Annotated in this window: 22 protein-coding genes; 20 read left to right on the top strand and 2 right to left on the bottom strand. The window is 50.2% G+C overall.

Translation table 11 applies throughout. The annotated features are described in order from the left end of the window. The first annotated feature begins 138 nt into the window (after nucleotides 1-138). From DWZ44_RS12865 to DWZ44_RS12835, 7 genes are all read left to right on the top strand, one after another. A complete protein-coding gene (locus DWZ44_RS12865) occupies nucleotides 139-2,379 on the top strand; it encodes a glycoside hydrolase family 3 N-terminal domain-containing protein (RefSeq protein WP_147342482.1) in 2,241 nt (746 codons plus the stop codon). A gap of 455 nt (nucleotides 2,380-2,834) precedes the next feature. Further along, on the top strand, nucleotides 2,835-3,770 hold the full coding sequence (locus tag DWZ44_RS12860) for an ABC transporter permease (RefSeq protein WP_022463174.1): 936 nt from the start codon (nucleotides 2,835-2,837) through the stop codon (nucleotides 3,768-3,770). A 14-nt stretch (nucleotides 3,771-3,784) separates the two neighbouring features. Continuing rightward, on the top strand, nucleotides 3,785-4,714 hold the full coding sequence (locus DWZ44_RS12855; RefSeq protein WP_022463175.1) for a carbohydrate ABC transporter permease: 930 nt from the start codon (nucleotides 3,785-3,787) through the stop codon (nucleotides 4,712-4,714). 138 nt (nucleotides 4,715-4,852) lie between these two features. Then, nucleotides 4,853-6,493, top strand: a complete 1,641-nt coding sequence (locus DWZ44_RS12850) for an extracellular solute-binding protein (RefSeq protein WP_055264780.1) — start codon at nucleotides 4,853-4,855, stop codon at nucleotides 6,491-6,493. Between the two features lie 130 nt (nucleotides 6,494-6,623). After that, nucleotides 6,624-7,976, top strand: coding sequence for an alpha-L-fucosidase (locus DWZ44_RS12845; protein ID WP_330411474.1), 1,353 nt, complete (start codon nucleotides 6,624-6,626; stop codon nucleotides 7,974-7,976). A gap of 27 nt (nucleotides 7,977-8,003) precedes the next feature. Then, the gene (locus DWZ44_RS12840) at nucleotides 8,004-9,017 is read left to right on the top strand and encodes a glycoside hydrolase family 18 protein (RefSeq protein ID WP_117805016.1); all 1,014 of its coding nucleotides are present in this window, start codon (nucleotides 8,004-8,006) and stop codon (nucleotides 9,015-9,017) included. 153 nt (nucleotides 9,018-9,170) lie between these two features. Beyond that, nucleotides 9,171-11,708 (top strand): transglutaminase domain-containing protein, encoded by a 2,538-nt coding sequence (locus tag DWZ44_RS12835; RefSeq protein WP_117805034.1) that lies wholly within the window; start codon nucleotides 9,171-9,173, stop codon nucleotides 11,706-11,708. Between the two features lie 48 nt (nucleotides 11,709-11,756). Here DWZ44_RS12835 and DWZ44_RS12830 read toward each other — a convergent pair whose 3' ends face one another. Further along, nucleotides 11,757-12,359, bottom strand: a complete 603-nt coding sequence (locus tag DWZ44_RS12830) for an HAD family hydrolase (protein WP_117510262.1) — start codon at nucleotides 12,357-12,359, stop codon at nucleotides 11,757-11,759. Next, entirely contained in the window at nucleotides 12,356-12,592 is a 237-nt protein-coding gene (locus tag DWZ44_RS12825; RefSeq protein ID WP_022463181.1) for a hypothetical protein, read from the bottom strand. The genes DWZ44_RS12830 and DWZ44_RS12825 overlap by 4 nt, the downstream gene beginning before the upstream one ends. Nucleotides 12,593-12,829: 237 nt before the next feature. Between DWZ44_RS12825 and DWZ44_RS12820 the strand changes: the two genes are divergently transcribed. The 13 genes from DWZ44_RS12820 to DWZ44_RS12760 all read left to right on the top strand — a co-directional run bounded on the left by DWZ44_RS12820 (nucleotide 12,830) and on the right by DWZ44_RS12760 (nucleotide 23,073). After that, nucleotides 12,830-13,231, top strand: coding sequence for a hypothetical protein (locus DWZ44_RS12820; protein ID WP_117805015.1), 402 nt, complete (start codon nucleotides 12,830-12,832; stop codon nucleotides 13,229-13,231). Nucleotides 13,232-13,252: 21 nt separating this feature from the next. After that, nucleotides 13,253-14,092: a DUF5685 family protein gene (locus tag DWZ44_RS12815; protein WP_022463183.1), complete on the top strand. Its 840-nt coding sequence runs from the start codon at nucleotides 13,253-13,255 to the stop codon at nucleotides 14,090-14,092. 6 nt (nucleotides 14,093-14,098) lie between these two features. Further along, on the top strand, nucleotides 14,099-14,806 hold the full coding sequence (locus DWZ44_RS12810; RefSeq protein WP_117805014.1) for a J domain-containing protein: 708 nt from the start codon (nucleotides 14,099-14,101) through the stop codon (nucleotides 14,804-14,806). Nucleotides 14,807-15,094: 288 nt separating this feature from the next. After that, a complete protein-coding gene (locus DWZ44_RS12805) occupies nucleotides 15,095-16,474 on the top strand; it encodes an aminopeptidase (RefSeq protein ID WP_055221450.1) in 1,380 nt (459 codons plus the stop codon). 25 nt (nucleotides 16,475-16,499) lie between these two features. Then, nucleotides 16,500-17,849 (top strand): hemolysin family protein, encoded by a 1,350-nt coding sequence (locus DWZ44_RS12800; RefSeq protein ID WP_055221392.1) that lies wholly within the window; start codon nucleotides 16,500-16,502, stop codon nucleotides 17,847-17,849. Nucleotides 17,850-17,857: 8 nt separating this feature from the next. Further along, entirely contained in the window at nucleotides 17,858-18,334 is a 477-nt protein-coding gene (locus DWZ44_RS12795) for an Lrp/AsnC family transcriptional regulator (protein ID WP_055221452.1), read from the top strand. Between the two features lie 110 nt (nucleotides 18,335-18,444). Continuing rightward, nucleotides 18,445-18,951, top strand: coding sequence for an SEC-C metal-binding domain-containing protein (locus tag DWZ44_RS12790; RefSeq protein WP_022463188.1), 507 nt, complete (start codon nucleotides 18,445-18,447; stop codon nucleotides 18,949-18,951). Nucleotides 18,952-19,033: 82 nt separating this feature from the next. Further along, a complete protein-coding gene (locus DWZ44_RS12785) occupies nucleotides 19,034-19,585 on the top strand; it encodes a 4'-phosphopantetheinyl transferase family protein (protein WP_117805013.1) in 552 nt (183 codons plus the stop codon). A 57-nt stretch (nucleotides 19,586-19,642) separates the two neighbouring features. After that, on the top strand, nucleotides 19,643-20,650 hold the full coding sequence (gene spoIIIAA, locus DWZ44_RS12780; protein ID WP_055228503.1) for a stage III sporulation protein AA: 1,008 nt from the start codon (nucleotides 19,643-19,645) through the stop codon (nucleotides 20,648-20,650). After that, entirely contained in the window at nucleotides 20,650-21,165 is a 516-nt protein-coding gene (locus tag DWZ44_RS12775; RefSeq protein WP_055221399.1) for a stage III sporulation protein AB, read from the top strand. Before spoIIIAA ends, DWZ44_RS12775 begins: the two co-directional genes overlap by 1 nt. A 27-nt stretch (nucleotides 21,166-21,192) precedes the next feature. Continuing rightward, on the top strand, nucleotides 21,193-21,387 hold the full coding sequence (gene spoIIIAC / locus DWZ44_RS12770) for a stage III sporulation protein AC (RefSeq protein WP_022463192.1): 195 nt from the start codon (nucleotides 21,193-21,195) through the stop codon (nucleotides 21,385-21,387). Nucleotides 21,388-21,416: 29 nt separating this feature from the next. Beyond that, nucleotides 21,417-21,800 carry a SpoIIIAC/SpoIIIAD family protein gene (locus DWZ44_RS12765; RefSeq protein ID WP_117805012.1) on the top strand — a complete coding sequence of 128 codons (384 nt, stop codon included), beginning with the start codon at nucleotides 21,417-21,419 and terminating at the stop codon, nucleotides 21,798-21,800. Further along, nucleotides 21,787-23,073: a stage III sporulation protein AE gene (locus DWZ44_RS12760; protein ID WP_158565909.1), complete on the top strand. Its 1,287-nt coding sequence runs from the start codon at nucleotides 21,787-21,789 to the stop codon at nucleotides 23,071-23,073. Before DWZ44_RS12765 ends, DWZ44_RS12760 begins: the two co-directional genes overlap by 14 nt. Nucleotides 23,074-23,076 lie beyond the last annotated feature (3 nt).

The following is a 23,076-nucleotide window of genomic DNA, read 5'->3' as shown; positions in this document are numbered from 1 at the left end:
TATAACTTATTGTGGACAAAAGTAAAAAAATGAGATACAATAAAGCCGTTTCATAAGAGAATTTTGGGGGAAACAGATCAAAAATACACCGGCAGGAAGAAAACGGCCGGGCAGAAAGCATATAAGGAGGAAAATCAGATGGAAGCATATCAGAATACAGCCCTTTCACCGGAAGAGAGAGCAAAGGATCTTCTGGGAAGGATGACATTAAAGGAAAAAGTGGGACAGCTCAATCAGCGTCTGTACGGATTCCGGATCTATGAGCGGCAGGGAGAGGAATTTACCCTGACCGACGAATTCAAAGAAGAAGTAGAGCGCATGGGCGGACTGGGGGTTCTGTACGGCCTGTACCGTGCCGACCCGTGGGCAGATAAGGACGAGAAGACCGGAATCGTGCCGGAACTCTCCGCGAAAGCCTACAATATGGTACAGCACTACGTCATGGAACATTCCCGCCTCGGCATTCCGATGATGATGAGCAGCGAGTGCCCCCATGGCCATCAGGCACTCGGAGGAGGTCTGCTTCCGGTCAACCTGGCTGCCGGAGCAACGTTTGATCCGGCGCTTCTTTCGGAAGGCTACAAGGCATGCGGAAAGCAGTTAAAGAGCGGTCATGTGGAGCTGGCGCTGATGTCGGCACTTGATATGGCGCGTGATCCGAGATGGGGAAGAAGTGAAGAGTGCTACTCTGAGGACCCATGCCTTGCAGCCGCAATGGCAAAAGCAGCCGTGACCGGCATGCAGTCGACCGGCGTCGGCAGCGTGGCAAAACATTTCTGCGCCCAGGGCGAGACGACCGGAGGTGTGAATGCGAGTGCGGCGAGAATCGGGGAGCGTGAGCTGCGTGAAATCCATTTTCCGTCTGCAAAAGCGTGCTGCGAAGCCGGTGTGGAAGGAATCATGGCGGCGTATAACGAGATCGACGGCGTGTACTGCCACAGAAATGCATGGCTGCTTCGCGATGTACTGCGCGGTGAGATGGGCTTTGACGGCATTGTGATGGCAGACGGACTGGCTGTCGATTTCCTGAAAAACACAGAGGGGGATACGCTGCATGCAGCCGTTGCGGCAAGAAAGGCCGGTGTTGATGTGAGCCTGTGGGATGAAGCCTTTGGCCGTCTCGGTGAGGCGGTTGATCAGGGACTTCTGGAGGAGAGCCAGATCGATGAGGCGGTGCTCCGCGTTCTGAAACTGAAATTTGAAAAAGGTCTGTTCGAGCATCCTTATATGGAAGAAAACATGCTTTCCCCGGAAGAAGCCGGCATCCCGGAGGTATCTCTTGCACTGGCGCGGGAGTCTGCTGTGCTTCTGAAAAATGAAAAGACGGTGCTTCCGCTTGCAAAGAAATATAAAAAAGTAGCAGTGATCGGCTACCATGCGGCAGACCGTTACTGTATGCTCGGCGATTATACTCCGCCGGTGCCGGAAAGCGAGTGCGTCACGGTTCTGCAGGGCATGAAGCAGGAAGCACCGGATGGCGTGAAAGTCTCTTATGCGATGGGGTCCGGTTTTTCCGAGGCGGATGAGCATGAAAAAGCAAAAGCGATGGCACTTGCAGAAGAAAGCGATGTGATCGTGGCCGTTGTCGGCGGTTCCTCCTCACGGTTTGGAGGAGCTGTGTTCGATGCAAACGGAGCAGCCTCGAAGGGAACGGGCAGCCGTTCGATGGACTGCGGCGAGGGAATGGACACCGCGAAGGTTCACATTCCGGCCGCGCAGGAAGAACTGATTGCAGCACTTGCCCGCCTTGGCAAACCACTGGTAACGGTTGTAATTGCCGGAAGAGCATACTGTATCGAGAAGATCGAAAATGCTTCCGATGCCGTTTTATATGCATTCTACCCGGGACCGATGGGAGGCAGGGCAGTTGCTGAGCTTCTCTATGGAAGCAGCAATCCGTCCGGCCGTCTTCCGGTTTCTATGCCACGCCACGTGGGACAGATCCCGGTATGCTACAATTATCGGACTTCCGTTGCCCCGGCGTACTGTGATATGACAAGCCAGCCGCTGCATACCTTCGGAGAAGGAAGATCCTACACAACGTTTATCGGCAGTGATGTTTCCGTAACAAAGGAAGAAAATGGTATTTCTGTTTCCTTTACCGTGGAAAATACCGGAAATATGGCCGGAACTTCCGTTCCGTGCCTGTATGTACGGAAACGTTCCGGCGGTGTTGTAGCAAGAATCAAAGAGCTGAAAGCCTTTACGAGAATTGCACTTGCACCGGGAGAGAAAAAAGAAGCTGTGTTCCATCTTACAAAAGAGGAGCTGAATTTTGTCCAGATTCCGGGAAAACCAGAGGTCATCTGCCATGAGTACGAGCTGATGCTTGAAGATGGAGCAGAGAAATGGTGGAGCGGGAACGTGACGGAAATGTAAGAACGGACGAAAAAAACATAAAAATATAATAAGAATGAACAAAGAAGGAAACTATATTACAAAATAAAGAAACATAGTTTCCTTCTTTTGGTTTGCAGAAAATGGATAAAAATATAAATGGATCGTACGCTCTGACGCCGGAAAAAGAAAAACAAAGGAAAAAACAGGAGGATTTATAGGAAAAGTGCTTAAAAAGCATCACTTTAAATTGCGTAAAAGTAACAAAATTATATTTGTGTTCAAAAATTAATTGACAAATAAGGAAACAAAATGTAAAATAAATTCATCAAAACAGTGTTGGATAAATCTTAAATCACAGATTTGATTGTGGCAGTTGCACAAAAAAGAAGCAGCATGCGAGGATGATGCGAAAGCAAAATGTTCAAAATGTTCACGGCAAGGGATGCTCCAATCAAGGAAAACACGAAACCTTTAAAAGGGAGGACAAGAGAGAAATGAAAGAGAAACCAACAAAAGCAAAGAAAAAAGGCCGCACCATCCGCGCCTTTAAGAGAGACATCTCGCTTTGGCTTTTCTGTGTTCCGGGCGTGATCCTGACATTCATCTTCAGCTACATTCCGATGTATGGTGTACAGATCGCGTTCCGCCGCTTCAATGCGACGGCCGGAATCACTAAGAGCCCGTGGGTAGGCATGTACTACTTTGAGAGATTCTTCAACTCTCCATACTTTGCATCCACCATCAAGAACACGTTGATCCTGAGTCTGTACGGACTGGTCGTATCATTCCCGATTCCGATCATCCTGGCACTGATGCTGAACTCCTTCCGCCATAAGAGATACCGGAAAGTGATCCAGACCGTCACCTACGCGCCGAACTTCATTTCTACCGTAGTTATGTGCGGTATGATCATTCTGTTCCTGTCTCCGTCCGTCGGTGTTATCAACCACGTACTGGAAGCAATCGGAATTCCGGCGGTCAACTTCATGGCGAAGAAAGCGTACTGGAGACACATTTATGTGTGGACCGGCGTATGGCAGAGTACAGGATGGAGCTCTGTTATCTACTTCGCAGCACTCGCCGGCATCAGCCCGGAGCTGCATGAAGCGGCAAAGGTAGACGGCGCGACGAAATTACAGCTGATCCGTCACATCGACCTTCCGCTGATCATGCCGACCGCGACCATTCTTCTGATTATGAACTGCGGAAGCATTCTTTCCGTCGGCTTTGAAAAAGCCTTCCTTCTGCAGAACAACCTGAATGCCAGTGTATCCGAGATCATTTCCACCTACGTCTATAAGGTCGGTCTGATCAACAACGATATGTCGTATTCTTCAGCAATCGGTCTGTTCAACACCATCGTAAACATGGTTATGCTGATCATTGTCAATACGATATCTGATAAACTTTCGGGCAACAGCCTGTGGTAGGAGGAAACAAAAACATGAGTAAAGAAAATACCGCAGTGACAAAAAAGAAAATAAAACGCTGCAAAGAGGACGTCGTTTTTGACGCAGCCTGCTTCATTATCCTGACGCTGGTTCTGTTTGTTGTGGCATATCCGCTGTACTGGGTTATCATTTCATCCATCAGTGCGCCAAGCGCCGTATCGAGTGGTAAAGTACTGCTTCACCCGATCGGATTTACCCTGAAGGGCTACGCAGAAGTATTTAAAAACGACCAGGTTATGAGAGGCTTTTTAAACTCCCTGATCATCACCTTCTGCGGTGTCATGGTCAACCTGATCGTAACGCTTCCGACATCATATGCACTTTCCAGAAGCAATTTCTCCGGAAAGAAACCGATCACCATTTTTTACCTGATCACCATGTTCTTCGGCGGCGGTCTGATCCCTACCTATCTGGTTATTCAGAGACTGCAGATGCTGAACACGATCTGGGCACTGATTCTTCCGGGATGCTTAAGCGTATACAACATGATCGTGGCAAGAACCTTCTTCAAGTCGAACATTTCGGAAGAGCTGTATGAGGCAGCTGAAATTGACGGCTGCACCCAGGCGAGATTCTTTTTCCAGATTGCACTTCCGCTTTCCAAAGCGATCATCGCAATTCTGGTTCTGTACTATGGTGTCGGTCACTGGAACTCATACTTCTCAGCACTCGTTTATATTTCGGACAAAGCAAAGTATCCGTTGCAGCTGGTTCTGCGTAACATCCTGATCACGAACCAGACCGCGCTGTCCCAGACAGCAACAACTGCGGCAGCAAGAGCAGCACTGCAGGAAAAACAGCAGCTGATCGACGTTATGAAATACTCGCTGATCATCATCAGCAGTATCCCGGTTCTGGTTATGTACCCACTGGTGCAGAAGCACTTTGTAAAGGGTGTTATGATCGGATCCATGAAGGGTTGATTTACAAGAAGAAGTTTTTTTAACGATTTATCTGCCGCACGGGAAACGGCGGTATGTAAATAAAGAGTCCGGACAACGGACAGGCAAAAGCGCTTCCGGCGGGAAAATGCCGCCGGAACAACACAGGAGGGAAAAATCATGAAAAGAAAAGCAGTCGCAGCAGTTTTAACTGCAGTAATGGTGGCATCTATGTTTACCGGATGTGGAAGTGATAATGGAAGCAGCTCGGCAAAGAGTGCTTCTGCAGCATCCGCAGCATCCGCAGCAAACGACACCGTGGATGAGGACGGAAAAGTAAACGGCATTATGTATCAGGAAGGTCTTCCGCTGGTAGACGAGGGAGATTACACCTTCTCCATCTTCTGCGATGATTCCAGCGAATCCGGCGAGTTTATCATGCTCGATGAGTTCAAAAAACAGACCAATGTAGACGTTGACCTGAAAATTTATCCATACGAAACAGCAACGGAGAGACTGAATCTGGATCTGAACTCCGGAGATTACGCGGATGTGATCGGCGGATGGACCTTAAGCGATAATGCAATCCTCACCTATGGTGTAAACCAGGGCGTATTCATTCCGCTGGAAGATTATTTTGAGAAATATTGCCCGAACATTTCTGCGATCCTGGATCTGCCGGGTGTAAGAGAAAAAATGACAGCACCGGACGGACACATCTACACAATTCCGTACGTATGTACCGATACAACCGTTGGATACAGCCCATACATCAATACGAAATGGCTGGAGAATGTTGGCATGAGCATGCCGACCACTACAGACGAGTTTGAGGCAGTCTTGAAAGCCTTCAAAGAGCAGGATGCAAACGGCAACGGTGACGCTTCCGATGAAATCCCGTTCTCTACCGACCCGAACAACAAACATATCGAGGCTATGGCCGGTTACTTCGGACTTCCGATGAACAAACTTGGTATTGCAATCCAGAATGAAAAGGTTGTTTACGGCGGTGTCAGCGATACATACCGTGAGTTCCTTTCCTGGTTCCACAAACTGTATGCAGAAGGACTCGTAGACGTAGAGCTTTACACACAGGACAGCTCCACATGGGAAGGTAAAGGAAATCAGGACCTGTACGGCGTTTCCATCGCATACGGAAGCAACGAGTTTACCGGAATCCCGGCTGCAGAGGAAAGAGGCGATTTCGACTCCATGCCTGTTCTGAACACAGACAAAGACGGAATCTGGCTGCGCGATACGGAAGGCTTCAGCGTATACAGAACCCAGGCTGTCATCACAAACAAGGCAGAGCATCCGGAAATCATCTGCCGCTGGTTTGACAATGCATTCGCACTGGAGAACGGCATCGGCTGCAACAGAGGACCGGTTGGTGTGATTGTAAACAAAGAGGATGACGGATACCATGCGATTGACACCACCACACTGTCTGAGGAAGATCAGGAAAAATATTCCTGGGGCAATCTGTGGCCGCAGTCTCTGCCGAAATATCTGCCGGTAGACTTCGAGTTTGTAGAAGAGCATCCGATGTATGATGAGAAAAAAGCAACAGAGGAAGCTTATGAGGCAAATCTGACCAAAGAAATTATTCCGTCCTACTGGATTGACTTGGATAAAATTGATACCTTCTCTGATACGAACACAGCAATCAAAGATTTCTTTGAGCAGCAGCAGGCGCAGTTCGTATGCGGCGAGCTTGACATTGACAACGATGCTGACTGGCAGGCTTATGTAGATGGTATGTACTCTCTGGGACTTGAGGACTGGGTAGCAACTCAGGGTATCGAGGAAATCGCGAAATAAACAGGAAAAGGTAACGATATTTCCTGTGGCGTGAAAAAAGGCATATTACAGTGTAAAACGGTAATATGCCTTTCTTTTTGGGCAAGAACTGATATAATGGGAAGGAACAATAAAGGGGTAATTAGATCGGATAAAAAAGCTATGCCCGGAGTCTTTTAATCCGGGAGTACAAAAAAAGGAGGAGCTGGAAGAGATGATGCAGGACTGGTTTCGGAACGCGAAGCTGGGCATTTTTATCCATTATGGGATTTATGCGGTGGGTGATGTGTCAGAGTCATGGTCGTTCCACAACGGAAATATTTCTTATGAAGATTACATGAAACAGTGTGAAGGCTTTACAGCATCGAAGTTTGATGCGAAAAAATGGGCGGAGCTGTTTCAAAAAGCAGGTGCGCAGTACGTGGTTATGACAGCGAAGCACCATGACGGCGTGGCACTGTTTGATACCGGATACAGTGATTTAAGTGTTGTGAAGAAAACACCGGCAGCGCGCGACCTGGTAAAAGAGTATACAGCTGCCATGCGTGAGGCAGGTCTGAAGGTCGGTCTTTATTATTCACTGATCGACTGGTCGGATCCGCGGTATCGCACGGTTTACCCGGAAGGAATGAAAAAAGAAGACTGTTTGAACGATATCTATGGTTCCCCGGCCGGAAAAGAGGAGGAGCCGCAGAAATGGCAGGAGTTTCTGGAATTCAACAATCATCAGTTAAAAGAACTGATGTCGAATTACGGAACGGTGGATCTTTTATGGTTTGATGGTGACTGGGAACGGAGCGCGGCACAGTGGAAGATGCCGGAATTCAGGGAATATCTGCATACGCTGAATCCGAACGTTGTATTGAATTCGAGAATGCAGGGCTACGGAGATTATGAGACACCGGAGCAGGGAATTCCGCTGTACGGACCGAAAGGCGAGTGGGAATTCTGTACGACGATCAATGATTCCTGGGGATATCGTCCATCGGACAATGATTACAAGAGCAGCGGCCAGATCGTGCGTATGTTCTGCGACTGTATTACCCTCGGCGGAAGAATGCTGCTGGACATCGGACCGAAAGAGGACGGAACGCTCGATGAACGTCAGGAGAAGGTGCTGCTGGATCTTGGCGGATGGATTCATGACCACGAGGAAGCGGTATTTGGAACAGAAAAAGGACTGGATTACAATCATTTTCTCGGCGGAAGCACGATTTCGGCGGATCAGAAGACGATGTATCTTTTTGTCTATGATAAGCCGCAGGAGACGCTGTGCGTGAAAGGCATTAAAACGCCGGTAAAAAGGGTGACGGTTCTGCATACGGGAGAAGAACTTCGGTTCTCCTATACGGGTTCCCTTCCATGGAGCGGTATTCCGGGAACACTCTGGATCTGGGCCGGCGAGATGAGTATTCATCCGTTTGCAACGGTTGTGAAGGTAGAGCTTGAGGATGAGATCACCTACAATCTGGGACACGGGGAAGTCGTAACCTTTAATGAGTAAAACGATTCGGACAGAGGAGCTTATGAGATGAAGAGAATAATTGGCTATGTAAATACGGCGGATTTAAATCATATGCGAGAAGAGGATGTGCGGGCACTTACCGTGATCAATATTGCATTTGGTCTGATCCGGGACGGAGAAGTTGTATGGGATGCAAAGGATGCACGGGATGGAATAGTATCCATTCGGAAAAGCAACCCGGAGCTGAAGATTGTATTGTCCGTAGGAGGCTGGGGAGCAGACGGCTTTTCCCAGGCTGCAAGAACAAAAGAGGGAAGAGAGCGGTTTGCTGCGAGTGCACTTGTAATTGTGAAGGAGTATGGTCTGGACGGTATTGACATTGACTGGGAGTATCCGGGCACATCGCTGGCAGGAATTGCGTCGGACAGATCGGATAAAGAGAATTATACGCTGCTTCTGGCGGAGCTTCGGAAGACACTGGACGCGTACAGAGAAGGCATGCTTGTAACGACAGCAGTCGGCGGAGATGTTTACTTTGCACTGCAGACAGATATGAAGGAGGCCTCCCGGTATCTGGATTATGTGCAGCTGATGACGTATGATCTGCAGGGCGGTTTCCAGAAGGTGACGGGACATCATGCGGCACTGTATCACAGTGAGGGAAACCTGTTTGACGCATGTGTGGAGAAGGCAGTGAACGGCTTTGCAAATGCGGGTGTTCCAATGGAAAAGCTGATCCTTGGCGTACCGTTTTATTCCAGAAAATGGGATGGAGTAAAAGGCGCCGGATGCCGCAACGGGCTTGGAATGGAAGCAGAGACGGTCGGAGGATATGGCGGTGACTACGGCGAGCTCAAAGAGAGCTGGATCGGAAAGAGGGGATTTATCCGGTATTGGGATGAGCAGGCGAAGGTTCCGTATCTGTTTGACGGGGAGACATTTATCAGCTATGAGGACTGCGAGTCACTGGGTGTGAAAATTGCGTACCTGAAAGAAAAGGGTATGGGAGGCATTATGTTCTGGGAGTATAAATGCGATCCCAGCGGAGAATTACTTTCATTTATAAAGAAAAATATGTAGCGTAGTGACCCACAGCCGGTATGTGAAAAGGCTCCTCGCTCCGGTGTTCCTGAAAAATCGCAAGGAATCCTTTTTCGCATGGCGTCTGCCGCCGGTGGGCGGATGTACGTTGTGGAGACGGATAGGAAAAAAGAGAAAGGGATAGATAGAATCATGATCTCAGAAAATTTGAAAAAATATGCAACGGAAAAATTTGAGGGACGGAGAGAGCTTCTGGCTCCGGTGATGCCTGTTATCGAAGAAAAATTGAAACAGTGCAGTGAAGAAGAGGCTGTGCTGATGAAGTTTCTGTATGGCACGATGCCGGTAAGGGATGCGGGAGAATATGGATTTGATCTTTTTCTTTCGTACGTGAAGCATGCGCTGATGCTGCGGGAGAAGGTGGCATGGTGTAAGGAGCTGCCGGAGGATGTGTTTGTAAATTATGTGCTGTATGACCGGATCAATTCCGAGGACATTACGGACTGCAGACCGTTTTTTTATGAGCAGATTATGGGGCGTGTAGCCGGAATGAGTCTTTTAGAGGCGATTCTGGAGATTAATTACTGGTGTGCGGAGCATGCGACGTATGAGGCGACGGACGGCAGAACGGCATCTCCGATGACAATGTATCGGAGTGGAAAGGGACGCTGCGGCGAGGAGTCTACGTTTGCAGTTACGGCGTATCGGAGTGTCGGTATTGCGGCGCGGCAGGTCTATACACCAAGATGGGCGCACTGTGATGACAATCATGCCTGGGTTGAGGTGTTTGTGGACGGCGAGTGGCATTTCCTCGGCGCCTGTGAGCCGGAAGAAGTGCTGGATACCGGCTGGTTCTCCGGTCCGGCGAATCGGGCAATTCTGATTCATACGCGGAACTTCTCGGATTATGTAAAGGAGAGTAACGAGGAGTATCTTGGAAAAGAAGGGGCGCTGTACTACTTTAACCATACAGATTTTTATGGCAGAACGAAGCTGGTGAAGATTCTTGTGAAGGATGAGAATGGAAAACCGGCTGCAGGAGCGCATATTGCGGTTGAAATCCTGAATATGGCAGAGTTTTTCCCGGCTGCAGTGATGATTGCGGATGCGGACGGAGAAGTTCGGATGACACTTGGCCTTGGCGATATCCGGGTACGGGCATTTGACGGAATACGCCGGGCGGAAGCCATGATGCGGATTGAGGAGGAGGATTCGCTGGAACTGGTGCTTCGTGAAGAGGCGGTTCCGGAAGCGGATGACAGGTGGCAGACGCTGGAAATCCGGGCACCGAAGGAAGTGCCGGTACGGAATATCGTTGCCACAAAGGAGCAGAAGGAGCGAAATGCGGCACGGATGGCAGAGGCGGAACGGCTTCGGAAGGCACGGTTTGCAGCATGCTTTGATGAGAAAAAGGCTGCTGCGTATCCGGAAGCGGAAGAGATTTTCCACCGGGCAGGAGAGAATTTTGAGGAGGTTTATACATTCCTTTCCAAAGATGAAAATCCGAACCGGAAGAAGCTGCTGTTTTCGCTGGCTTTAAAGGATGCGAAGGACTTGAAGGCATCCGTTTTAGAGGATCATCTCGACTGCGAGCAGGGGGATCTGCCGGAGGAGATTTTCAGGAAGGATCTTCTTTGCCCGCGTATTTTCCTCGAGGAGCTGACGCCATATCGGAGCGTGATCCGCGGATTTTTTGAGGAAGAGACAAAACACAGCTTTGCGGAGCAGCCGGAACGGATTCTGGATTATCTTAAGAAGAATATTACCTTCCATGCAGAAGAAGAGTATGACACGATCATGGCAACACCGGTCGGCGTCCTTACGATGAAACAGGGAAGTCCTCTGGCGCAGAAGATTCTGTTTGTGGCAATCTGCCGGAGTCTCAATGTAGCGGCAAGACTGAATCCGGTGACCCTGGAGCCGGAGTATTACCGTGATGGGGCATTCCACAGTGTGGAAACAGAAGCTGCTGTTTTGAAGGATGAAACGGAAAGTGCGGTTCTGACACTGAATGCGGAGGATGGAAGCGCATGGAAGTATTATCAGACGTGGACCATCGGAAAGTGGAACGGAACAGTGTTTGAGACGCTGAATTACGAAGAAACCGCATTCAATGGCAAAACACTGGCTCTGACCCTGGAGCCGGGCTGCTATCGTCTGATTACAAGTATGCGTATGCCGAACGGTGACCAGCATGCCGCATACCGCGTGTTTGAACTGAAGGCGGGAGAAGCAAAAGAGATTTATCTGGAAACCGTGAAAAAAGAGCTGGATGAGCTGTTAGAGCACATCGAACTGCCGGAGATCACGCTGGAGGATCTGGATGGAAAGGCGCATACCCTGAACGATCTCACCAAAGACGGCCCGATCCTTCTGGCCTTCCTCGGAACCGGAGAGGAGCCGACCGAGCATGTTCTGAATGAGCTGATCGAAATCGCAGAGAAGTGGAACGCAAAAGACGCTGCCATGGCAGCCGTGCTCCGCACGAAAGCCGACCTGGAAAACACGACTTTCCAGAAAGCCCGCGCAGCAATCCACAACATGTCCCTCTACCTCGACCCATCCGACGACGCCCCGGCGATTGCCGAAAAAATGGGAATCGACGCAGAAAAACTCCCACTGCTGATACTCGCATTGCCGGGAAACATCGGCGGACGCGCTTATGCCGGATATAACGTCGGCAGCGTCGGACTGATGCTGCGGCTGATGGAAGAGGCGGCGAAAGCGTAAGTTAATACTAAAAAAACAGGCTGACGCATGAATGCGGCAGCCTGTTTTTTAAAGAACGCCCAGTTTTTTCAACTGTGCCACGCCATCTTCATATCCCGTAAAATGAATTCCATGAATCCCTGCCTGCTCTGCGGCCTCGACGTTTGCTTTGGTGTCATCGAGGAATACGCAGCGGTCCGGGGTGAGGGAGAATTTCTGGATCAGGTGCTGGTAGATCTCCGGTTCCGGTTTTGTTAAATGGCAGGTGTAGGAGAAGAGGGTTCCGTCCATGTAGGGGAGAAAGGGCATTTTCTCTTTGGTGCGCTCGAAGAGGTCTCCGGAGTAGTTGGAGAGGATGTAGAGGCGGTAGCCTTTTTCTTTTAAGGAGCGTACCCAGCTTTCTGCATACGGCAGCGGGGTGATGGTTTCCTCGCAGTGGGCGAAAACCTCTTTGATTTCTTCGGTGTATTCCGGGGCGAGGGAGCAGAATCCTTTTACAATCTCCGCCGGTGTGAGAATTCCGCGGTCGAACTGGCGCCAGTAAGGGCTTTCGAAGGTTGCGGCGGCGATTGCTTTCGTCTTTTCCGGACCGAAAGCAAAGCGTTTCAGATAGGACTCGTAGTCCCAGTTGACGAGTACGCGGCCTACATCAAAAATAATGGTATCAATCATGACTGTTTTTCTCCTTTGTCTGATTTGTCGTTCTCATCGCGGTGCGACAGAACCTTGGCAACCAGCATCATGGCATAGATGAGCACTGGTACGGTAATCGCACAGTAGAGGCAGACTGTCAGCGCCTTGTGTGCAAACGGCGTGTCGATAAACGCAAAAATCATGGCGCCAAGCCCGAATCCGATCAGGACCGCGATGGCGAGAAGGGCGCCGATCTGTTTGAGTCGTTTCATAGATGGGATTCTCCAATCAAAAAATAAATACATGGTATAGTGTAGCACAGCTTCCTTGAAACATCCATGAAAAATTGAAAAACTGTCTGCAGGAAAAAACAGAGCGTGTTTGAAAAATGCGACACTGCAAAATTTAAGGATTCTTTAGAAAAAATTAATGGCGCTTTCGATTGCTTTTTTCCCTCAAAAGGGATAGAGTATTGGCATATACTTTGAAAAAGGAGAAACGAGAACAAAATGGATAAACTGAAAGAAAAACTTTCCCGCCTGATGTACGGCCGCTACGGCATCGATCAGCTGGGCAATTTTATGATGTGGGCGGCAGTTGCCATGATGATTTTCGGAGCGGTTGTACGGAGCTCCCTTATCTACACCCTGGCACTCGTCCTGATCGTCTGGGCGGATGTGCGCATCATGTCCAAGAACCATTCCAAACGGTATGCGGAAAACCAGAAATTCCTGGAACTGAAAAACCGCGTCGCCGGATTCTTCCGAGGCGGAACCCGTGCATTCAAGGATAAAGAGCACTGCTACTTCCGCTGCCCGTCCTGCCATCAGCAGGTGCGTGTACCGAAAGGAAAAGGCCATATCGAGATCCGCTGCCCGAAATGCGGAACAAAATTCATCAAAAACACCTGATAAAAAGGAGCAGTGCGATTCATGTTTGGTTATGTGACCATCCGAAAGGATGACCTGAAAGTCAAAGATTACAACAAATATCAGGCATACTACTGCGGTCTGTGTCAGGATATCAAAGAGGCGTATGGAAAAAAGGGTCAGGCGATGCTGACGTTTGATATGACATTTCTTTCCATCCTGCTGACCGGGCTTTATGAGTGTGAGACAAAAGAAGAGGAGCATTACTGCTTTCTTCATCCCGGCAAAAAACATAAATGCCTGCGGAACAAATACACAAAATACTGCGCAGACATGAACGTGCTGCTCGCCTATTACAATCTGCTGGATGACTGGGAGGACGAGAAAAACTACGCGGCGTTTACAGTGGCAAAGGCTTTGAAAAAATCTGTGACACGCATCGAGGCATCGTATCCGCGCCAGACGAAAGCAGTGCAGGATTACCTCGAAAAGCTGCATGCATGCGAGAAGGAAAACAATCCAGACCTCGATCTTGCGGCGGGCTATACCGGAGAGGTGATGGCGGAGATCTATATTCCGGAGGAGGACATCTGGAGCGATGATCTGCGCCAGGTCGGCTTTTACATCGGAAAATTCATTTACCTGATGGATGCGCTTGATGACGTGGAAAAAGATAAAAAGAGCGGAAACTACAACCCGTTTCTGTCCATCGCAGATCAGCCGGACTTCGAGGAAACCGCAGAAAAAATCCTGCTGATGATGACGGCGGAAGCGTCGCGTGCATTTGAAAAACTTCCGATCCTAGAAAATGTAGACATTCTGCGAAATATATTGTATGCTGGTATCTGGGAAAAATACGAAATGCGAAAAAGCGCAAAAGAGCGCCAAAAAGAGGAGAAATAAAGACTGATGACAGATCCATATGAGGTGCTGGGCGTGTCCCGCGGGGCTTCGGACGATGAAATCAAAAAAGCATACCGAAAACTCAGCCGGACGTATCACCCGGATGCCAATATCAATAATCCGAATAAAGCAGAAGCAGAAGAAAAATTCAAACAGGTGCAGCAGGCGTACAAACAGATCATGGATGAACGCGAGCACGGCACCTCGTACCAGAGCGGAGGTTCGTCGTATGGCGGAGATGCTTACGGCGGCTATGGCCCGTTCGGCGGCTTCGACCCATTCGGCGGCGCGTACGGAAACGGCGGCTCCGCACGGAATGATTATGGAAATTCCGAGCAGGAAATGCGGCTGCAGGCGGCAGCCAACTACATCAACAGCGGCCACTTCCGCGAGGCGATGAACGTGCTGAACGACATTTCCGACCGCAGCGGAAAATGGTATTTCCTGCATGCGATCGCAAATTCGCGCCTCGGCAACAACATCAATGCCGTGCAGGATGCCGAGATGGCAGTCAAATTAGAACCGCAGAATCTGCAGTACCAGCAGCTTTTAAGCCAACTCCGGGGTGGGGGTCAGTGGTATTCCGACATGGGAAGCGGCTACGGCTACGAGAGAAGTGCAGGTGATCTCGGAAAATGGTGCTGTGAATGTATGGCAATCAATGCCATCTGCAATTGCTGCTGCTGCGGCGGAAGAGGATTTTTCTGCTGTTGATCAAAAAATAATTACAAGAAATGTATAAAAGTGAACATTCAGGGGAGAATAACAGTGTCATCGAAATTCCCCTGTTCGATGATACAAAAGAAAAATAAGGAAATACTTATCCTCCCCTTAAAAGCCCCGCTGCAACCGAAAAAACGGTTCGCTGTGGGGCTTTTTTCTAACAGACGAAAGTCCTTGTTTTTCCCATCAAAACAGATTATAATGAAAGAGATCGCAATTATGACCGGAGCAAAAAAATACGAACGGATCATAGAAAGAAAACAGAAAGAGAGAAAAGCTATGGAACGAAAAACAGCATGGAATGAGTACAAGAAAAAAGATATGAAAAAGCTGGAAAAATTAAACGCCGGCTACCGCGCATTCCTGGATCACGGAAAAACGGAGCGTGAGTGTGTAAAGGAAAGTGTACGTCAAGCAGAAGAGGCCGGATACGTAAGCCTCGACACCTATGTAAAAGAAAATCGTGCGTTAAAACCGGGTGACAAGGTTTATGCTGTATGCATGAAGAAGGCCATTGCCCTGTTCCAGATCGGAACAAAGCCTCTGACAGAGGGTATGAATATTCTCGGTGCGCACATCGATTCTCCGCGTCTTGACGTAAAACAAAATCCACTGTATGAGGACAACGGATTTACATATCTTGATACCCATTATTACGGTGGCATCAAAAAATGGCAGTGGGTAACGCTTCCGCTTGCAATCCACGGTGTTGTAGCCAAGAAGGATGGCGAAGTAGTGGATGTAGTCATCGGCGAGGATGATAACGATCCGGTATTCTGTGTGACAGATCTCCTGATTCACCTTTCCAGAGAGCAGCAGACCAAACCGGCAAGTACGGTAGTAGAGGGCGAGAACCTCGATCTTCTGATCGGAAGCCAGCCGCTGGAAGGAACAGAGAAAGATGCAGTGAAAGCCATGACCTTAAAGCTCTTAAACGACAAGTATGGCATCGAAGAAGAGGATTTCCTCTCCGCAGAGCTTGAAATTGTACCGGCAGGAAAAGCGCGTGAGCTTGGTATGGATGCCAGCATGATTCTTGCATACGGCCAGGATGACCGTGTATGCGCATACACTTCTCTTGTCGCAATGCTCGAGGTGGAAGCACCGGAGAAGACATCCTGCTGCCTGCTCGTAGACAAAGAGGAGATCGGAAGCGTCGGCGCAACCGGTATGCAGTCTCATTTCTTCGAGAACACCATGGCAGAGCTGCTTGCACTTGCAGGCGAGGGAACAGAACTGGCCCTTCGAAGATGCCTTGCTTCCTCCAGAATGCTCTCTTCTGATGTCAGCGCAGCATTTGATCCGCTGTATGCAGCAGCATTTGAGAAGAAAAACGCTGCATTTTTCGGAAAAGGTATCGTAATTAACAAATTTACAGGAGCAGGCGGAAAGAGCGGCTCAAACGATGCCAATGCAGAGTACGTCGGAGCTCTTCGCGCTATCTTTGATGATGCAAAAGTAAATTGGCAGACAGCAGAGCTTGGTAAAGTTGATGTCGGAGGCGGCGGAACCATCGCCTACATCATGTCTCTGTACGGTATGGAAGTGATTGATTCCGGTGTACCGGTTCTCAGCATGCATGCTCCATGGGAAGTAACCAGCAAAGCAGATGTTTACGAGGCCAAGAAGGCCTATGTGGCATTTTTGAAAAACGCATAAATAATATTGAGGAGGTTTGAAACGTTTGGACAGTGACATAGTCGGCAGTATTCTTTTGCAGGTCGTATTGATAGCGGTCAATGCGGTATTTGCCTGCGCGGAGATCGCTGTGGTCTCCTGCAACGACGCTAAACTGGAAAAAATGGCACAGGAGGGAAACAAAAGAGCGGCGAAGCTGTTTCATCTGACGGAACAGCCATCCCGTTTTCTTGCAACGATACAGGTGGTCATCACTCTGTCCGGTTTTCTCGGAAGTGCCTTTGCAGCAGAAAATTTTTCGGATCGAATCGTTTCTGCTCTTGTGGACGCGGGTATGAAGATTCCGGAAAAGACACTGGATGCGATTGCCGTTGTGCTGATTACGCTGCTTTTATCTTATATCACCCTGATCTTTGGCGAACTGGTGCCGAAAAGGATTGCAATGCAGAAGGCTGAGCAGATTGCGCTCGGGATTTCCGGTCTTGTAAGCGGTGCTTCGAAAGTGTTTGCACCGCTTGTGTGGCTGCTGACTGCATCGACAAACGGTATCCTGCGCCTTCTGGGGATCGATCCGGATGAGGACGACGATCAGGTGACGGAGGAAGAAATCCGGATGATGGTAGATGCCGGCAGCGAAAAAGGCGCGATCGACAATGAAGAAAAAGATATGATTCAGAACGTATTTGAGTTCGATGATCTGACCATTGATGAAATCTGCGTCCACAGAACCGATGTAGATCTTCTGTGGCTGGAAGACTCGATGGAGGAGTGGGAGCAGCTGATCCATGAAAGCCGCCATTCTTATTACCCGGTCTGTGGTGAAACTGTGGACGATATCATCGGCGTTCTGGACGCCAAGGATTATTTCCGGCTTCGCACCAAGGACCGCGATCATGTCATGAAAGAAGCAATCAAACAGCCTTATTTTGTTCCTGAAAACATCAAGGCTGCCACGCTGTTCCAGAACATGAAAAAGACCGGCAACTATTTTGCCGTGGTTCTGGATGAGTACGGCGGCATGGATGGAATTATCACCGTGCGTAACCTGATCGAGCAGCTTGTCGGGGACTTGAATGATGAGGCGGAGATCGGGCAGCCATCGGAAATTGAGCTGATTTCCACAGACACCTGGAAAATCATGGGAAGTGCCTCGTTGGATGATGTGGCGGAGGAACTGAAGATCAAACTGCCGGTCGATGAATATGAAACGTTCGGCGGCTACATTTTCGGCGAACTCGGTGCGGTTCCGGATGACGGCAGCCAGTTTGAACTCGAGACCGACGATCTCTGGATCAAGGTCATGCGGGTCAAAGAACACCGCGTGGAAAATACGGTGGTAAAGAAACTGCCTCCGAAAGAAAAAGGAGAGCAGGAGGAACGTAAGGAGAGGGAATGAAACGTGAACTGGATACAGCAGACCGGAAAATTGTGGAACTGCTGCAGGAAGATGCAAGGCTTCCGCTCAAAAGTATTGCAGACAAGGTAAGTCTCACTTCGCCGACGGTTTCGGCGAGAATCGACCGCCTGGAAAAGGACGGGGTGATCACCGGCTACCGCGCGAGTGTGAACCCGGAGGTTTTCGACTATCGGATCAAGGCATTCATCAATCTGGAGGTTGAGCCGGTGCGGAAAAAGGAATTCTATCCGTACATCACCGACTGCCCGAATGTGATCGAGTGCAACTGCGTGACCGGCGACTATTCGATGCTGATGGAGGTTGTGTTCCACACAACATCTGAGCTGGATCAGTTTATCGGCCAGCTTCAGCATTTTGGAAGAACGAAGACGCAGATCGTGTTCTCTACATCGGTGGAACACAGAGGAATTCCGCTCGGCGATACCAGAATCCCGATTCTGGAGCAGGAAGAAGAAAAAGGTTGATTTTCTGCGGACTTTCCGATATACTAAAGCGTGTTACAAAAACCGGAATCCCGCTAGGGGACGGCGCGAAAAAACGCGCTCAGAGAAACAGATAAAGGATGGATAATAACATGAGTTTATTACAGAATTGGCGTGATATCGCCTATAATCAGGAAGCAGACAAAAGACAGCTCCAGCAGTTCTGGACCAATTATTTCCTGATTGAGAAAAACATTTACGAGCAGCTTCTTTCCAACCCGGATGAAGTGGTAAAAGGAACCGTAAAAGAGCTGGCAGAGAAATACAAAGTGGACGTTATGACCATGGTTGGTTTCCTGGACGGCATCAACGACAGCCTTGTGATCCCGAACCCGATCGAGGAGATGGAAGAGGATACCGTTGTTACACTGGCTTACGATAAAGAGCTTCTGTACAAAAACATGGTAGACGCAAAAGCAGACTGGTTGTACAACCTGCCGATGTGGGATGAGATCTTCACAGAAGAGCAGAAGAAAACGCTTTACATGGAGCAGAAAAAATCCGGCACTGTAATCAAAGGCAAAAAAATCGGAAGAAACGATCCATGCCCGTGCGGAAGCGGAAAGAAATACAAATACTGCTGCGGTAAAAACGCATAAGAAAGAATTTTCGAGAAGAGACCGGGGAGCCGAAAGTTGAAAGGCTTCGCGGTCTCTTTTTCTATGAAGAGGGAGAAGCAGAATGCAGGAGACGGTAGTTTATCTGAAAAAAATTACGCAGCCGGAGGGCGAAAAAAAAGAGCTGGAACGGGAACTCTCGCAGTGCGGATGGGAGCTGTTCCGGATGGGAATGAAGGAACAGTATGGGCTGGATGGAGAAAAGATAACGATCGAACGGAATGCGCACGGAAAACCGTACCTGCCGGGGCATCCGCAGATCTGTTTTAATATTTCTCATTCGGGGGAATACGCTGCCTGCGCTTTTGCTTCCATTCCGATCGGCATGGATCTGCAGCAGCACCGCCGCGCTGCCTGGGAGCGCATGGCAGAACGGTATTTTTCCGCCGAAGACCAGAAACGCCTTGCCGCAGTGGAGAATGCTGAAACGCTGTTTTTCCGGATCTGGACCGAGGAGGAGAGCTACGGCAAGTGGAGGGGAACCGGTCTTTCGGGTTCTCTTGGAACGGAAAAGAAAGAGGGCTTCTGCATGCATTTCAGTCCGGAGAAAGGATATGAAGGCGCCGTCTGGGCAGCGGAGCCCGTGAAAATCTGCATGAAAAGAATAGAACCATAAAAATCGTGCATAACCTGTCCCGCCATCTCATATATATAACGATAAGAGGTGGTGAAGATGAAAAGGACAGGAAGACAAAAGGATATTGTTACGCCAGAGAAAAAACAGGAGCAAAGGGAACTTTTGCGCCTGTTTTCTGCGAATATACGGAAAATTCTGAAAAACACAGATCTGCTGGCCGATGACCTGCAGGAAATCCGTCTGCGGACCGGCGCGCCGCTTCTGGTGGTCGCAAAGGATCAGGAGTACTTTCTGACCCCGGACGGAGCACTGACCGGGGAGTGGGAGAAAGGTTATCCCGTCTCACCGACGGATATCCGCGATACGATGGATTACATAGGAAGTTTTTCCCTCTACGCCTACGAGGATGAACTGCGGCAGGGTTTTCTGACCGTGGAGGGCGGCCACCGGATCGGCATTGCCGGAAAGACGGTAATCGAAGGGGAAAAGGTGAAAGGCATCAGCCATATATCCTGCATCAACGTGCGGGTTGCTCATGAGAAAAAGGGCTGCGCGGACCGAGTGATGCCGTACCTTTGGGAAGACGGCCGTTTCCTGCACACCCTGATTGTCTCCGCACCCGGCTGCGGCAAAACGACGATGCTGCGCGATATCATCCGCCAGATTTCGGACGGGGAGTCGCCGTATCCGGGGCTGACCGTCGGTGTGGTCGATGAACGGAGCGAGATCGCAGGCTGCTATCTCGGCGTTGCGCAGAATGATGTCGGCATCCGCACCGATGTGCTCGACTGCTGTCCGAAGGCGGAGGGCATGATGATGCTGATCCGCGCCATGTCGCCCGATGTGGTGGCAGTCGATGAGATCGGAACGGGCGAGGACATCCGTGCGATCGAGTCCGTCGTTAACTGCGGGTGCAAGCTGCTCGCGACCGTGCATGGCAATTCCATGGAGGATATGAAGCAGAAGCCTCTCCTGAACCGCCTCGTGGAATCCCACGTTTTCGAGCGGTACATCGTGCTGGATGCGAAACCCCACGCCGGAAGCGTACAGGCTATTTTTGACGGAAGAGGAACGACACTGTACCGAAGGGAGGCGTTTCTGTGATGCGGCTTGCAGTTTTACTGGCGGCTTCTCTTGCCTGCGTCGGGATCGGCTTTGCAAAGAGTGCGGCGCTGTCGGCCCATGTGAAAGATCTGGAAACACTGCAGAAAATTATCCAGTATCTGCGTGGAGAGATTGTGACGGCGGCTTCCCCGCTGCCGGATGCGTTCTGGGAGACGGGAAGGCGGATGCGGGATCCGTACCGGGATTTTTTACAGGATATTTCCGAGGATATGCGCCGCCCGGACGGAAAGACACTGCCGGCGATTCTGGAAGAGAATACGGCAGTCCACCTGGCGGACACACGCCTTACAAAAGAAGAAAAAGAAGAGCTGCAGGAGGCCGGATGCAGCCTTGGAACCGGGGACCGCGCCATGCAGAAGGCGAATCTGGACCGGTATGAGGCACGCCTTGTGCAGCGGATCGCGGAACTGCAGAAAGGATTGCCGGAAAGGAAGAGGCTCTGTCAGAGTCTTGGAATCATGGGAGGCCTTTTTTTATTTTTGATTCTGGTTTAGGGCGTGTCTGAAAACGGAGGAGCAGGCGTGGAGGTCGGGATTCTATTTAAAATCGGGGCAGTCGGGATTCTGGTATCGGTCCTGTGCCAGGTATTAAAACACAGCGGCCGGGAAGAACAGGCATTTCTTGCAAGCCTTGCCGGTCTTGTGCTGGTGCTGTTCTGGATTCTTCCCTATATTTCCGCGCTGTTTGAGGACATCAAACAACTGTTTACAATTTAAGAGCAGGGAGAAAAAACGGAGGGGATCATATGGATATACTTCGGATCGCTGCGCTTGGCACGGCGGGCGTGCTGCTTGGAATCACAGTAAAGGGAGCAAAGCCGGAATTTGCCCTTCTTGTGACGGTCGGTGCCGGCCTCTGCATTCTTGCCGGGACCGTCGGAAAAATGCAGTATCTGTTCGGCATGCTCGCACAAATGAAATCGTATCTCCCGGTGGACTCATCGTATCTGAATACGCTGCTGAAAATGCTTGGGATCACGTATGTGGGGCAGTTTTCCGCCGGGATCTGTAAGGATGCGGGCTATTCTTCCATTGCAGGGCAGATTGAACTGTTCGCCCGCCTGGCGGTCCTTGCCGTCAGTATGCCAGTGCTGCTCGCTCTGCTGGAAACGGTTCATGATTTTCTGTAAAAAAGCCGGATGGGGCATGGCGCTGCTTTTTCTGTGTCTCATTTTCGGAACGGGAAGAACGCAGAAAATCGAAGCAGCGGTACAAAACGTGCCAGAGAGCCTGGAAGAAGAATCACGTTTGGACACCGTAGGAACAGATCAGGAGACGGAGCGTGCGGCGGTCAGAGAAAAGAAAGGACAGCAGGAGAAAGAAGCGGGGGATACCGAAACGGATCAGGCAGCAGCAGCGCAGGACGAACTTCTTGCAGAACTCGACTTCGATGCAATCCAGCAGGAAGTGGACAGCCTGCTGTCCAGCCAGCAGTTTTCTTTTGCCGGTACGGTGCGTTCTCTTTTGCAGGATGGCGATCCCTTCCGCATTTTCCGTGCCGGAAATGCCGTTCTCTCCTGTGCCAAAACAGCATTCCTTGCGCAGAAGGGGCTGATGAAGGAGCTGTTTCTCCTCGTTCTGGCAGGCGCGGTGCTCGGCAGTTTTTCCTCTCTCTTTGAAGGAAAACAGGTCAGGGACGCCAGTTTTTATATGGTCTATCTGCTTGCGCTTGCACTGATTCTGAAAAATTTCCAGTCGAGCGGGGAAAACCTGAAAGCTGTCATCACATCGCTGGTCGCTTTTATGCGGATCCTGACGCCATCCTACTATCTGGCGGCCGCGGCCGCCGGTGGTGCATCATCAGCCGTGATGTTTTATCAGATGCTCCTTCTAGTGATTCTGGCTGTCGAAAAGCTTCTGCTCGCCCTCGTCCTCCCGATGATCCATATCTATCTGCTCATCGCCCTTGTAAACGATCTTTCCGGCGAGGAGATTTTGTCCCATATGACAGAGCTGCTGGAAACCTGCGTGAACGGCCTTTTAAAATCGTCGCTCGGCGTACTTGTGGGAATGCAGATGATCCGGAATCTGATCGCACCGGCGCTCGATTCCCTGCGGCAGATGGCACTCTGGCGGACTGCCGGAATGATTCCCGGCATCGGAAATGCGGTGAATGCTGTAACCGAGTTGGTGGCAGGCTCCGCGGTGCTGATCCGCAACTGCTTTGGCGTGACGGCAATGCTGGTACTGCTCGCAGCAGGCATGGTCCCCGCCGTTCAGCTTCTCGTTTCGGGTCTTTCCTTCCGCCTTCTCGCCGCGGCGGCGCAGCCCGTCTCGGACAAGCGGATCGCGGGATGTCTTGCGGCGGCAGGAAAAGGATATGCGATGCTTCTGCGTCTCCTTCTGACCGTAGAAGTCCTGTTTCTGCTGACGATTGCAATCCTGGCGGGAACTTTTTCCTAGAGC

Source organism: Blautia sp. AF32-4BH (genome assembly GCF_003460565.1).
In the GTDB taxonomy this organism is placed as follows: Bacteria; Bacillota; Clostridia; order Lachnospirales; family Lachnospiraceae; genus Fusicatenibacter; species Fusicatenibacter saccharivorans.
The sequence above is the reverse complement of the archived record's forward strand: the minus strand, read 5'-3'. Positions and strand labels throughout refer to the sequence as shown.